The 14,118-nt window shown below is 39.4% G+C and carries 8 protein-coding genes; 7 read left to right on the top strand and 1 reads right to left on the bottom strand.

Annotated elements, in window-relative coordinates; translation table 11 throughout:
* Positions 1–27: 27 nt before the first annotated feature.
* Positions 28–1,119, bottom strand: a complete 1,092-nt coding sequence (locus LPB89_RS17070) for a LacI family DNA-binding transcriptional regulator (protein ID WP_230702896.1) — start codon at positions 1,117–1,119, stop codon at positions 28–30.
* A gap of 137 nt (positions 1,120–1,256) precedes the next feature.
* Here LPB89_RS17070 and LPB89_RS17065 point away from each other — a divergent pair, with 137 nt between their 5' ends.
* The 7 genes from LPB89_RS17065 to LPB89_RS17035 all read left to right on the top strand — a co-directional run bounded on the left by LPB89_RS17065 (position 1,257) and on the right by LPB89_RS17035 (position 14,103).
* Complete coding sequence (locus LPB89_RS17065) at positions 1,257–1,706, top strand: YhcH/YjgK/YiaL family protein (protein WP_230702895.1); 450 nt, start codon at positions 1,257–1,259, stop codon at positions 1,704–1,706.
* Positions 1,707–1,709: 3 nt separating this feature from the next.
* A complete protein-coding gene (locus LPB89_RS17060) occupies positions 1,710–2,375 on the top strand; it encodes a bifunctional 4-hydroxy-2-oxoglutarate aldolase/2-dehydro-3-deoxy-phosphogluconate aldolase (protein WP_230702894.1) in 666 nt (221 codons plus the stop codon).
* Positions 2,376–2,392: 17 nt separating this feature from the next.
* Positions 2,393–3,205 (top strand): SDR family oxidoreductase, encoded by an 813-nt coding sequence (locus tag LPB89_RS17055; protein ID WP_230702893.1) that lies wholly within the window; start codon positions 2,393–2,395, stop codon positions 3,203–3,205.
* A 25-nt stretch (positions 3,206–3,230) separates the two neighbouring features.
* Positions 3,231–4,415, top strand: a complete 1,185-nt coding sequence (gene uxuA / locus LPB89_RS17050) for a mannonate dehydratase (RefSeq protein WP_230702892.1) — start codon at positions 3,231–3,233, stop codon at positions 4,413–4,415.
* A gap of 564 nt (positions 4,416–4,979) precedes the next feature.
* Positions 4,980–6,617: a glycoside hydrolase family 55 protein gene (locus LPB89_RS17045; RefSeq protein WP_230702891.1), complete on the top strand. Its 1,638-nt coding sequence runs from the start codon at positions 4,980–4,982 to the stop codon at positions 6,615–6,617.
* 176 nt (positions 6,618–6,793) lie between these two features.
* Entirely contained in the window at positions 6,794–10,888 is a 4,095-nt protein-coding gene (locus LPB89_RS17040; RefSeq protein ID WP_230702890.1) for a two-component regulator propeller domain-containing protein, read from the top strand.
* Between the two features lie 212 nt (positions 10,889–11,100).
* Positions 11,101–14,103 (top strand): TonB-dependent receptor, encoded by a 3,003-nt coding sequence (locus LPB89_RS17035; RefSeq protein ID WP_230702889.1) that lies wholly within the window; start codon positions 11,101–11,103, stop codon positions 14,101–14,103.
* Positions 14,104–14,118: the final 15 nt, after the last annotated feature.

Genomic DNA, 14,118 nt, shown 5'->3' with positions numbered 1-14,118 from the left:
GGTTTTAAAAACCTGTCGGGTTTACATTTAAACTGTTTTCTTAACCGGAAAATAGTTTTCCTTCAAAATGATTTCCAGCGGAATATAATGGGTACTTTCTATCGTTTCCTGTAAAACTAATTTTTTATACAAATGATTGATTCCCGTATAGCCCTGTTCTTCGGGTCTTTGGTTGATCAGAAAATCAATTATTCCTTTATTTAAATATTCTATATTTTCTGTCAGCAGATCGTAACCAATAATACGGATTCCTTTGATATTGTTTTTTTCTAAAAACCGGGCCACAATATAAGCCCTGGAATTAGGCACAAAAATGCTGTTAACACCTGAAAACAAATCCATATTCAACTGATCAATCCCCGAATCTTTAATCGTCACTTCCGAGAACTTGAAATTAGTGAGTTCACTGTTGTCCTTAAAGAAAGAATAAAATCCGTCGATACGCTGCAAATAAACCGAAGTGCTTTCTATTTCACGGGTAATCTTAAAAATCAGTACCTGTCTTTCGTTTTTCACTGCAAAACTAATCAGTCTTCCGGCCAGATAACCACTCTGAAAAGCGTCCTGTCCCACGTAAGCATGTTCCTGATTGCTTTTAATATGGGAATCAATCATCACGACCGGAATGTTCTTTTTTTTATATTCATTTAAAAAACGAATGGATTCATCGTAAAATATAGGCGCAAACAACAGTCCGTCACATTCAAAATCCAGGACTTTTTGGACCGATTCCTTAAAAGAAGCCGTATCAAAATCGTAGAAAAAATAATCCAGTACCACTCCGAACTTGCGGAATTCAATTGCTGCTTTTTCGATTCCGGCAATCTGGCTTTTCCAGTATTCGAGATTTTCATACTTGGGCAAAAAGACTGCAAAATGAAATTTTTTATTTAAGGCCAGATTACTCGCCAGAATATTTCTTTTGTAGCCGTATTTTTCAATGATAGCATTTACTTTATCCACATTTTCCTGCGTCACCTGTCCGCGATTATGGATAATCCTGTCCACTGTTCCGGGAGAAACACTGGCTAATTCTGCTATTTTTTTAATCGTTATGATATTGTTTGTCTTTAAGTTAAAAAGATTCCGTAAGTGTGTAAATTTAATTTTTTTTATCAAAGATAAATGGTTTGAGTTAACTTTTTACATACATTTGTAAAAAACCGTGTGCGTACACGAAAGAAACACACCCTGTACTTTTAAAACAGCAGAACGACTTTAACACAAGACAACCAAACCTATATAAAACGGACCAAATGATAATAGATTCATTACACAACGCTACAAAATATTACAGTCTGCATCCGAATTTTAAAAAAGCATTTGATTACGTAAACCAAAATGATCTGTCAAAACTGGAAGAAGGAAGTTTTGAAATTTCGGAAGGTTTAAAAATAATCGTAATTGCCGGTGAAGGAACCACCAGAGAAGAAAGCATAAAAGGTTTTGAATGCCACGATAAAAATATTGACATTCAGATTTCCGTTAAAGGACCGGAAACTTACGCCTGGAAACCGAGAGAAAAATGTACCCATCCAAACGGTGACTACAGTGACGAAAAAGACGTTCGTTTTTTTCATGATGCCCCCGATATGTATTTCCAATTGCAGGAAAAACAGTTCGCCATTTTGTTTCCTGAAGATGTACACGCCGCCATGATTGGCGAAGGAATATTAAAAAAAATCGTTTTTAAAGTAAAAATATAAGCTATGAATACTATTCAGAATACCATAGATGTGATTGTAAAACAAGGAATTCTTCCTTTGTATTTCAATACCAATGAGAGCAAAAGTATCGAAGTATTGCGTGTACTTTACAAATCCGGAATCAAAGCGGTTGAATACACCAACAGAGGTCCGGAAGCAGCCTCCAATTTCCGGAAAATGGTCGAAATACGAAATGCTGAAATGCCGGGAATGCTTTTAGGAATCGGTACCATAAAAAATATCGAACAGGCAGAAGAATTTTACAATATCGGAGCTGATTTTTTTATAAGTCCCGGCTTTGTTGGCGAAGTATCTGATTTCCTCAGAAGCAAAGAAATGTTGTATGCGCCGGGCTGTATGACGCCAACTGAAATTATAACCGCCGAAAATGCCGGAATTAAATTCATTAAACTTTTCCCCGGAAACATCTTAGGGCCGGATTTCCTGAGCGGCATAAAAGATATTTTCCCAAACCTGATTTTTATGCCTACCGGAGGTGTGGACACCACCCTGCAAAGCATTCAAAGCTGGTTTACAGCAGGAGTTTCAGCAGTGGGAATGGGAAGCAGACTGATCAGTAAAAAAGTGATGGAACACGAAGCATATGATACCATCGAAAAAGAAACAGTAAGGGTTTTGTCTTTGATTGAAACCATCAGAAAAAAATAAATTATAGTAACTCAAATATGGATTCAATCTTTAACCTTAAAGGAAAAATTGCCCTTATTACAGGCGGCGCCGGCGTACTGGGAAGCAATATGGCAAACGTGCTGGCCAAACAGGGCGTTATCACCGGAATCGTGTCCCAATCTCTCGAAAAAGCCAATGCTACCGTAGCGGAAATTGAAAAAAACGGAGGAAAAGCATTTGCCATTCAGGCGAATGTACTCAACAAAGAAGACTTAGAAAAAGCCAAAGATTTAATAGTAGAAAAATACGGCCGTCTGGATATTCTGATTAATGCTGCCGGTGGAAATATGCCCGGAGCGACGATTAGTCCGGATCAGGCGATTTATGATTTAAAAACCGAAGACTTACAAAAGGTGGTTGATTTAAACATAATAGGAACCATGCTTCCGTCTCAGGTATTTTCAGCACTTTTTGCGAAACAGAAAGAAGGAATCATTATCAATATTTCATCAGCATCGGCACAAAGACCTTTGACCAGAGTCGTGGGTTACTCAGCTTCAAAAGCAGCAATCGATAATTTCACGCAATGGATGTCGGTCGAACTGGCTACCAAATATGGGGAAGGGATTCGCGTCAATGCCATTTCACCGGGCTTTTTTATCGGAGAACAAAACCGTGCCTTATTGCTTACCCCGGAGGGAAAACTGACACCAAGGGGCGAAAAAATCATCGAACATACTCCAATGGGACGCTTTGGAACCCCTCAGGATATAGACGGCGCATTATTGTTTTTATGCAGTGATATGTCAAAATTTGTAACAGGAACCATCCTGAAAGTGGATGGAGGCTTTGCTGCAACAAGTATTTAAAATAACTACCAAATAATAAAATGGAATGGAACAAACGTTAAGATGGTTCGGACCAAACGATCCGGTTTCTTTACAAGATATTTTACAAACCGGAGCAACCGGAATTGTGACGGCACTGCACCATATCCCAAATGGGGAAGTATGGCAGATAGAGGAAATACTAAAGCGAAAAGTTGAGATTGAACATAAAAATGGAGATCCGAAAGAAGGTCCTTCTGGTTTGGTATGGTCGGTTGTCGAAAGTATTCCGGTGCATGAAGACATTAAAAAACAAACCGGAAAGTACCTGCAGTACATTGAAAACTACAAAGAAAGTATCCGAAATCTTGCCTTGTGCGGCATAAAATGCATTTGTTATAATTTCATGCCGGTTTTAGACTGGTCCAGAACCGATTTGTCTTATGAAATGCCTGACGGATCTAAAGCATTGCGTTTTGACATTAACGCTTTTGCTGCTTTCGAACTGTTTATTTTGAAAAGACCGGGAGCTGAAGAAATATATTCGCAGACACAGATTGAAAAAGCGACGAAATACTTCGAAGCCATGACTGATGCTGATAAGGTAAAGTTACAGCAGAACATTCTGGCCGGACTTCCGGGTGCGGAAGAAGCATATTCAGTAGAAGATTTTCTGGTAACCTTAAGCGGTTACAACCATATCGACAGGCAAAAACTGAAGGATAATCTCTTCTTTTTTTTAAGAGAAATTATTCCTGTTGCAGAAAAAGCAGGTGTACTGATGGCCATCCATCCGGACGATCCGCCCTACCCGATTTTAGGATTACCAAGAGTCGTGAGTACCGAAGAAGATCTGATTGAACTGATGGCCGCCATAGATTCCAAATCAAACGGATTTACGATGTGTACCGGTTCTTATGGCGTACGCGCAGATAATGATTTGCCGGGAATTGTAAGACGTCATGGTGATAAAATGAATTTTATTCACTTAAGAAGTACTGAAAGAGACGAAGAAGGAAGTTTCTACGAAGCCAATCATCTCGAAGGTAATGTCGATATGTACGAAGTGGTCAAAGCTATTTTGGAAGTTGAAAAAAGAAACGGCAGCAATTTACCGATGCGTCCCGATCACGGACACCAGATGCTGGACGATCTGCATAAAAAAACCAATCCCGGATATTCAGGAATTGGCCGTTTAAGAGGTCTTGCTGAATTGAGAGGCCTTGAAATGGGAATTAAAAGAAGTATTTAAGTTTTTTTTTAGCCACAGATTAAAAGGATTGTTTTTAGGAGTGAAGATTTCACGCAAAGGCGCAAAGACGCAAAGTTTATAGTATGACGTTGAAATGACAAAATGCTTGTCCTTTATGAATGTATTGCCACAGATTTCACGGATTAAACGGATTTTTTTTAACCAAAAACGTATAAAACACCATAAAAAACTTTGCGTCTTTGCGACTTTGCGTGAAAATATAAATTAAACCAAAAACTTACAAAACAACATAAAAAACTTTGCGCTTTTGCGACTTTGCGTGAAAATATAAATTAAACCAAAAACTTATAAAACAACATAAAAAAATTTGCGCTTTTGCGACTTTGCGTGAAAATATAAATTAAACCAAAAACGTACAAAACAACATAAAAACTTTCCGCCTTTGCGTGAAATACAATTAAACCAATAAAAAAAACTTTGCGGCTTTGCCTGAAATGCAATTACACAATAAAAAACAAAATAAAAAAACTTTACGCCTGTGACCCAAATATAACTCCCCAAAGAATACCAGCTTTACTAACCACCACAAAAAAACCACAAAACATGACCCGCCAAATCCTCTTCATTGGTTGCAGTCTTTTTATTTATAGCATTGCAACAGCTCAGCAAATCCCTAAAATACTTGCAGATCTCAAAACGAATTACTTACCCGATTTCAGCTACGCAGGCTATCATTTTGGAGAAACCAATCTTCCTGAATTTCAAGGAAAAATAGTCAACGCTGCAGATTTTGGCGTAAAAGCAAATGATGATTTAGATGACTCGAAAGCCTTATTAAAAGCCATACAGGCAGCCAATGCTGTTGAAGGAAATGTAATCCTGCAATTGCCTGCCGGAAGGATTATTTTAAGTGCTGTTTTATATCTTGAAAGAAGCAATTTCGTGCTTCGCGGCGCAGGTTCAGGTGTCAACGGAACAGAAATTTACTGCCCAAGGCCCATGATGTATTTAAAAGATCCCGAATCACTGGCGGAATTGCGCGAGTACCTCACCACTTTCGATAAAAGACAGCGGGAAAACGAAAACAATATCGATTTGCCTTTTTCACAATATGCCTGGTCGGGCGGCTTTATCTGGACCCAGATTCCGGGTGAACGCGTTAAATCATATCTCGATAAATACGAGCCTGCTCCTGCAAGTCTAGCGAAAGTCAGCAGCGGCACTATGGGCGAACATATTATAACGGTTTCAGACGTAAACGGATTGAAAGTGGGTGATGTTGTTGAATTGCAATTATTCAATAAAGACGGTGAAAATGGTGAAATTATCAAAGATTTATACCAAGGCGCTCCTGTAAAACCGGGTTCGCATCACTGGAAATTTCCAAAATTACCTATCGTAAGACAGCAGGTTGAAATTACCAAAATTTCGGGTTCCAAAATCACCTTAAAAACACCTTTGACAATCTCCATCAAACCAGGTTATCAGGCGCAATTAGTGGAATGGAAACATTTAAGCGAAGTAGGCATCGAACAACTGCGTTTTACCTTTCCGGACATTCCGAGAGTGGCGCATCATGTCGAACCCGGAAATAACGCTATTTTCCTAACCCGCGTTTTTAACAGCTGGGTCAGAGATGTTACCATTACCAATGCCGACAGTGGAATTCTGGCCGAAGAAATTGCCAATGTAACGATTCAGGATATTATGACCGACGGAAACCACATGGCACATTATACCGTAACGTTAGGCGGCGTTCATAATGTTTTGGTTAAGAATTTAAAAATCTATAACAAAGCCGTTCACCCGCTGAGCTTCAATACTTTTGCGACTAAAAATGTCTACCAGAATTGTGAAGTTTTTGCCGATCCCGTTTTGGATCAGCATTCCGGTGCAAATCATCAGAATTTATTCGATCATATTACGGTTCATATCACTCCGGATACCAATACGGCTTATGCCCTGTTTGGCGGTGGCGGAGCCGATTACTGGAAGCCTTCACACGGTCCCTACAGCACCTTTTGGAACCTCAACGTACAGGTGATAAATCCGGAGGAAATTCAAAAACCGGTTTTGCTTTACGGCATGAAAGATGGTCCGTTTGCGAGAATCATCGGTGTAAATGGAAACGCTAAATTCGAAGTAAAATACGAACCGGATCCGTATATCGAGTTTTTAAACCAATCAATGGAGAAGGTTCCTTCCTTATATGACTATCAATTAAAAAAGCGATTAAAATAAAGTCAGGGACAAAGGTACATAGGTGCAAAGTTGCAAAGGGACAAAGTAATAAAGTTTCAGAGATGCAGCAATTATTACAAAAAATCGATTACATAAAACTTCAACAATTTGTTCCTCTAAACCTTAGAACCTAAGAACCTTTGCAGCTATGAACCTTTGCACCTAAAAAAAAAGCTATGAAATACAAGATAGTCTTTCTGTTTTTTGTTTTTATTACTGGGAATTTGTTTTCCCAGAATAAATACCGCCTCAAAAATATCTCCACGACCGACGGGCTTTCGCAAAGTTCCGTTATTGCTATCCATCAGGATAAATTGGGGCAAATGTGGTTCGGAACGCGGGACGGACTCAATAAATATGACGGCAGTAAGTTTACCGTTTTCAGAAATGATGTTACTGATAAAGCAACGATCAGCAACAATGATATTCTGGATATAGAAGAAGACAATGCCGGAAAAATATGGGTGGGAACGTACAACGGACTGAATTGCTATGATCCGGTTTCGAATACATTCAAAAGATACCTCCACAACAACACGAACCATACCATCAGCAGTAATGCCGTATGGTGCATCAGGGAAATTGGAGAAGAGCTTTGGTTTGGTACTTCAAAAGGACTGAGTATTTTCAACAAAAAAACAAAGCTTTTTACTTCCGTTTTTCATTCCGATACAGATACTTCCACTTTAGCGAGCAACAATATTCTTAGTGTTTTAAAAACTAAAAAAGGAGTCATCTGGGTTGGAACCACAAAGGGTTTGTGCAAACTGACCAGCCGTAAAAACGGAAAATTATCCTTTCAAAACTATCCGTTAAATCAGACAGACCTCCTGAATGTACAAGCCATTGCAGAAGACGCACAAGGCAATTTATGGATTGGCACCAAAAATAAAGGGCTTTTAAAAATGGACGAGGTGACCCTTCGCTTTGTTTCTTTTCTACCAAATGAAAAATACCGCGAAATCCATACCGATATCCGTTCTCTTGCTATTGACAACGAAGGTGCTTTGTGGATCGGCGCTTATGACGGAATTTATATTTACGGCAAAGACAAAAGTCTGGAGAAAATCAATAACACGAACAATAACAACGGAATTGACAAGGTAAAATCGGTTTTTGTAGATAAAAAAGGTTCCGTATGGATTGGCTGTTATTACAAAGGTGTGAATATCTGGGATGTTTCGAATGTCAATTTTTCGAATTACAACCAGAATTCCAAAAAGATTCCAATGAGTTTTGACGTAGTCAGTTCGATCATTACAGACAAAAATAAAAACATCTATTTTGGTACCGAAGGCGGCGGAATAACTATTTATAATCCCAATACCGCAGCGACCAGTTATATCAACAGCAAAACCGGACAGTACAACAAAAATGATATCAAATCGATGTCGCTTTCTGCCGATAACATATTGTGGATTGGTACTTTTTCTAAAGGGCTATCGGCTTACAATACGCTTTCGAAAAGAATTGAAGACCACCGCATCAGTCCGGAATTACAGGAATTATTAAAAGAAACCGGTGTTTATTCGATCAAAACAGCTGCCAGTGGAATCGTCTGGATCGGCACTTTTGGAAAAGGCCTGATCCGCTACAATTCGACTGACAAAACCTTTACCATCATCGGAAACGATACCGCAAAAGCCAGCTTCCTGACCAACAATATCATTCGAACCCTGCTGATCGACAAAAAAAACATGCTTTGGGTAGGCACTCAAAATGGCCTGAATTGCATTCCCCTGAATACTTTCAAACCCGGACAATATGCCGTAAAACATTACTTTTTTGACAATGCGTCCTTATCGGGAGACGATATTCTTACGTTGTTTCAGGACAGCCAGAACAAAATCTGGGTCGGAACCAAAGCAAAAGGGCTGCATTATTTTGATGGAAAAAAATTCAACAGAGTCAATTTAAGAGCCGGAAATACGATTATCACTTCTATACATTCCATTTTGGAAGATGATGATAAAAACTTATGGATCAGCACCAATCAGGGCATTATAAAATATAGCATTACTCAGAAAAAAGTGGTACTGTACGACCAGAAAGATGGTCTGGCGAGCAACGAATTCAATGACAATTCTTCCTTAAAACTGGACTCGAATAAATTCTACTTTGGCAGTCCCTCCGGTGCGACTTATTTTGATGCCGGAAAAATATCGATCAACACCTATGCCCCTCAGGTTTTAATTACCAATCTGAAAATTAAAAACCAGACCATTCAACCTAATGATCCGGCAGCAATTTTAGCCAAAAGCATCGGGTATACCAAAGACATTACCCTGGATTATGACAAAGCTAATTTTTCGATCAGTTTTGCCATTCCCAATTACATCCGGTCTAAAAACAATCAGTACAGTTATCGTTTAATTGGCCTTGAAAACAACTGGACGATCACCAAAAACAGCGAAGCGATCTTTGCCATTCAGAATCCCGGAACCTATGTTTTTGAAGTCAAAGGCGCCAACAATGACGGCGTCTGGAACTCCACTCCCACTACCCTGACGGTTACGGTAAATCCGGCTCCGTGGCGCAGTGTGTGGGCTTTTTTGTTGTATGGCCTCTTGATTGGTCTTGCCTTATACGGTTTAATCTGGATTATCAAATCGAAAGCCAGACTGAAACAAAAATTAGAACTGGAATACCTCGAAACCAAACGTATCGAAGAAAACAATCGGGCAAAACTGGATTTCTTTACCAACATTTCGCATGAGTTCCGGACACCCTTAACGCTGATTCTTGGCCCTTTACAACAAATACTGGCCGATTATAACGGAACAAACGAAATGTACAAAAAACTGCTGGTCATCGAAGGAAGTGCCAACCATCTGTTAAGCCTGATCAACCGCTTAATGGATTTCAGGAAACTCGAAAACCATCAGGTCACACTCGAATCCGCCAACGGAAATATCGTCAAATTTACCCGGGAAATCTTTTTGTCTTTTATTGAATATGCCAAAGACGGTGGCTACGATTATACTTTTGAAGCGGAAGAAGAGGAAATTCTGGTGTACTTTGACCGCTATAAATTAGAACGAGTTTTTTACAATCTGATTTCAAACGCCTTCCGTTATACGCCAAAAGGCGGCAGTATCCATATTAAAATCAATCACGATCACGAGAACCTTTTCATTGCCGTGGAAGATTCAGGAGTTGGAATTGCCGAGCAGCATATCGATAAAATTTTCGATTTGTTTTTTGAAATTCCGATGCACAACAACGTACAGAAAAACTACAATAAAGGAACCGGAATTGGTTTGTCGATCGTGAAAAACATTGTAAAACTGCATAAAGGAACCATCGATGTGGTCAATAAAAAATCAGAAGGCGTTATTTTTACCGTGACACTTCCGATGGGCAGGGCACATCTGCAGGAAGAAGAAATTATCCAGGATTTCAGAATAAGTGATGATATCGAACAATACACCGCCCAACTGGAAACCGGTGAAGCTACTGAACCCGAGGATATTGATGATTTCGTCGTGAATGCCGAAAAACCAACTATCCTTATCGTTGAAGATCATAAGGTGTTGCGGAACTTCATGAAAAATCTCCTCAAAAAAGACTACAATATTATGGTGGCCGACAATGGGAAAACGGCTCTGGAAAAAGCCCTGCGCCATGTTCCGAATTTAATAATCAGCGATGTCATTATGCCGGAAATGGTGGGTACAGAACTGTGTTCGAGAATAAAAGAAAATTTAAAAACCAGTCATATTCCGGTCATCTTACTGACTTCGAGATCATCTCTGGTCTATAAATTTGAAGGCCTCGAAAGCGGTGCTGACGATTATATCAGTAAGCCTTTCAATCTGACTGAATTTAAACTCCGGGTCAAAAACCTGCTGAATTCCACCGAAAGATTAAAAGCAAGGTTTTCCAGTCAAGACAGTTTTGTGCCATCCGAAATAACGGTTTCTTCACTGGATGAGGAATTATTAAAAAAGGCATTCAAAATAGTAGAAGACAATATCTCGAACGAGCAGTTTGACATTCCGTTTTTCTGTTCCGAATTAGGGGTGAGCCGCACGATGTTATTTTTAAAAGTAAAAGCCTGGACGAACTTTACGCCAAACGAATTCATCCATGAGATACGGTTAAAACGTGCCGCCCAGTTATTAGAACAAAATAAATTAAACGTTTCAGAAGTAAGTTATAAAGTCGGTTTCAACAATCCGAAATACTTCAGTAAATGTTTCCAGAAAAGATATGGGGAAACTCCGTCACAATTTGCTGACAAATTTTCAAAACCGCTCTCCATACTATAAAAAATCCACTGTTTTCAAGGCTTAAAAAAGGGTATCTGTATTTTTAGATACCCTTTTTTGTACTTCTATATCGTTTTCGGCGTATACATTTGTCGTATGAAATTCAAAAAAACAAAATTCATATTACTGCAGATTCTGTTTATGATTCTGATAATCGGAATGAGTTTATTGCTTTTTTATTTGATCTAACATTAACCTTAAACCAAAAATGAATGTTTACAAACCAAAAAATTAAGTCGCTTAAATGGTGTTTTCTGGTAGTCTTTTTACTGGGAAACATTATTGTGAATGCACAGGAGAGAAAAGTCACCGGAAAAATCACTTCCAGTGAAGACTTGCTCGGGCTTCCCGGTGCCAATGTTTATGTCAAAGGATCGTCTGTGGGAGGCAGTTCAGATATGGACGGAAATTACTCTGTTTTTGTTTCGGAAAAAAATGCAGTCCTTGTTTTTAACTTTGTCGGATACCAGACTGTTGAAATTCCGGTCGGAAACAAAACCGTGATCAATATCAGCCTGAAACCCGATACCAAAAACCTTGAAGAAGTAATTGTAGTGGGTTACGGTACCCGTAAAAAGAGTGATATTACCGGTTCTGTGTCTTCTGTCACAGCAAAAGAACTTACTGCTTATCCTTTATTAAATGCAGAACAGGCTTTACAGGGACGCGCTGCGGGTGTAGCCGTTCAGTCGAATAATGGTGGTGAGCCGGGAGCTCCTGTTAAAATCAGGGTTCGTGGAGGAACGTCTATCAATGCCAGTGGAGATGCCCTTATTGTAGTCGACGGTTTTGCAGGTGTTTCGATGCCAGCACCTCAGGATATTGCTTCTATTGAAGTTTTAAAAGATGCTTCGGCAACGGCGATCTACGGATCAAGAGGGTCCAACGGAGTGATCATGGTAACGACCAAAAAAGGAAAACCCGGAAAACCGGTAATTGAATTCAGCAATTCGACTTCGACACAATCGGTAAACAATAAATTGCATTTACTGAATGCAGATCAGTTTGCCGCATACCGAAAAAGTTTTACGACGCATACACAAGGACCGGCAGATACGGACTGGCAGGATGTCATTTACCGTGACGGACTGGTTTCGAATACGGCGCTGTCTTTTTCAGGCGGATCCGATAAAATCAAATATTATGTATCCGGGAATTATTTCAACCAAAACGGAGTAGTTATCAATTCCGGAATAGATAAATATTCGATCGTAAGCAATCTGGAAGCGGACTTAACGGACAGGCTTAAAGTCGGACTGAATACTTTTCAAAGCAAGCAAAACAAAGAAGGAATTATCTCCCAGACCGGTGCCGGTGGTACAGGAGCGGCAGGTGTTATTGCGGCAGCCTACCGTTTTATGCCTGATTTAGGAATATATAAAGCAGACGGCAGTTACACCTCTACGGCTCCGATTGGTGACGATATCGATAATCCGTACGCAACAGCGATGGACAATATTCTGGAAACAGTTTCGGTGGTCAGCAGAAATAATTTCTTTGCCAACTATAAAATCACAAAAGATCTTGAATTCAAAACTACTTTAGGCTTATCCGATTCTAATTCACAGACAGGAAGATTCCTTCCGTCCACTTTAATTGCAGGAAAAAATATCAAAGGAGAAGCTTCTGTCAACAACAACAGAAATTCCTCTTTCCTGACAGAAAATTACCTGACGTATAAAAAAGAAATCATTTCTAAAGGAATCCTGACGGTTCTTGGAGGGTATTCGTACCAAAAGAATAAAAACGAAAGCTCTTTTGCCGCTTCAAGAGGATTTCTGACCAATACCAATTCGTATCATAATTTAGGAGCCGGAACGGTTTTCCTAAAACCGGATTCCTCTTTGTCAGAAACAGAACTGATTTCTGCATTTGGAAGGTTAAACTTTGATTATGATGATAAATATTTGCTAACGTTTACAGCCAGACGTGATGGTTCTTCGAGCTTTAGTGAAAACTACAAATACGGAACTTTCCCTTCGGGAGCGATTGGCTGGAATATCAGCAAAGAACAGTTTTTAAAAGACAGTAAAATCATTTCAAACCTAAAACTGAGAGCGAGTTATGGTGCTACCGGAAATCCTTCCATCGGTGCCTATTCTACCCTTTCCAGGTTCTCTGAAATTTACGATGTGAGCGGTGACGTAATTGTCAATGCGGTGCAATTAACATCATTAGACAATCCAAATCTGAAATGGGAAACTTCCTATCAGCAGGATTACGGAATTGATTTAGGTTTGTTTGACAACAGAATAAGCCTGACAGCCGATTATTATAAAACGATTACCAAAGATTTGCTGTTCAACAGACCTTTACCGGGAGTTTCAGGAATTGGATCTCAGCTTCAGAATGTTGGTGAGTTGGAAAACAAAGGCTGGGAATTGGGAATTAATTCGAAAAACTTTATCGGAGCCGATTTCACCTGGTCGACCAGTTTTAATATTTCTTCTAACAAAAATAAAGTATTGAAATTAGCTGATAACAAAGACCTTCTGATCAACTCGACGCCGGGGCATTTCCTGGCAACAGAATCCCAGATTCTTAGAGTGGGACAACCGGTGGGTTCTTTCTTCGGATTTATTTATGACGGTGTATTGCAACAAGGAGAAACAGCGCTTCCGGGTAACTTCGAAACCACTGCGGGCGGTGAAAAATTCAAAGATGTAAACGGTGACGGAAAATTAGATTCCAACGATAAAACGATAATTGGTAATCCGAATCCTGATTTCATCTTCGGTCTGAACAATGATTTCACATATAAAAATTTAGATTTAAATATCTTCTTCCAGGGTTCAGAAGGCAATCAGGTCTTAAATTATACCTTGATGGAGCTGGCTTCCGGAAACAATAATGCTACCACAGAAGTTTTAGACGCCTGGACACCAACCAACACCGATACCAACGTTCCAGCCAACGCGGCAAGAACCAAAAGGGTTACCTCAAGATTTGTGTATGATGCGAGTTATATCCGTCTGAAAAATATCTCTATAGGATACAGTTTAAGTGAAAAAATTGTTTCTAAAATGGGACTGAGCAAAGTTCGTTTTTACATCAGTGCACAAAACATCTGGACGATTACCGATTATCCGGGATCAGATCCGGAGACCAGTTATCTGAATGACAGTAATGCCAGAAGCAATACGAATCTGGGTCTGGAATATGGAAGTTATCCAAATGTGAAAACTTTTACGTTCGGATTTAATATTAAATTTTAGTCTAATACAACACAT

The sequence above is a fragment of the Flavobacterium sp. ENC genome (assembly GCF_020991415.1).
Classification (GTDB): domain Bacteria; phylum Bacteroidota; class Bacteroidia; order Flavobacteriales; family Flavobacteriaceae; genus Flavobacterium.
The sequence above is the reverse complement of the archived record's forward strand: the minus strand, read 5'-3'. Positions and strand labels throughout refer to the sequence as shown.

Excerpts from the sequence above, each read along its gene's own strand:
- LPB89_RS17065 (WP_230702895.1), top strand. The coding sequence starts at position 1,257 with ATGATAATAGATTCATTACACAACGCTACAAAATATTACAGTCTGCAT.
- LPB89_RS17060 (WP_230702894.1), top strand. The coding sequence starts at position 1,710 with ATGAATACTATTCAGAATACCATAGATGTGATTGTAAAACAAGGAATT.
- LPB89_RS17055 (WP_230702893.1), top strand. The coding sequence starts at position 2,393 with ATGGATTCAATCTTTAACCTTAAAGGAAAAATTGCCCTTATTACAGGC.
- uxuA (WP_230702892.1), top strand. The coding sequence starts at position 3,231 with ATGGAACAAACGTTAAGATGGTTCGGACCAAACGATCCGGTTTCTTTA.
- LPB89_RS17045 (WP_230702891.1), top strand. The coding sequence starts at position 4,980 with ATGACCCGCCAAATCCTCTTCATTGGTTGCAGTCTTTTTATTTATAGC.
- LPB89_RS17040 (WP_230702890.1), top strand. The coding sequence starts at position 6,794 with ATGAAATACAAGATAGTCTTTCTGTTTTTTGTTTTTATTACTGGGAAT.
- LPB89_RS17035 (WP_230702889.1), top strand. The coding sequence starts at position 11,101 with ATGTTTACAAACCAAAAAATTAAGTCGCTTAAATGGTGTTTTCTGGTA.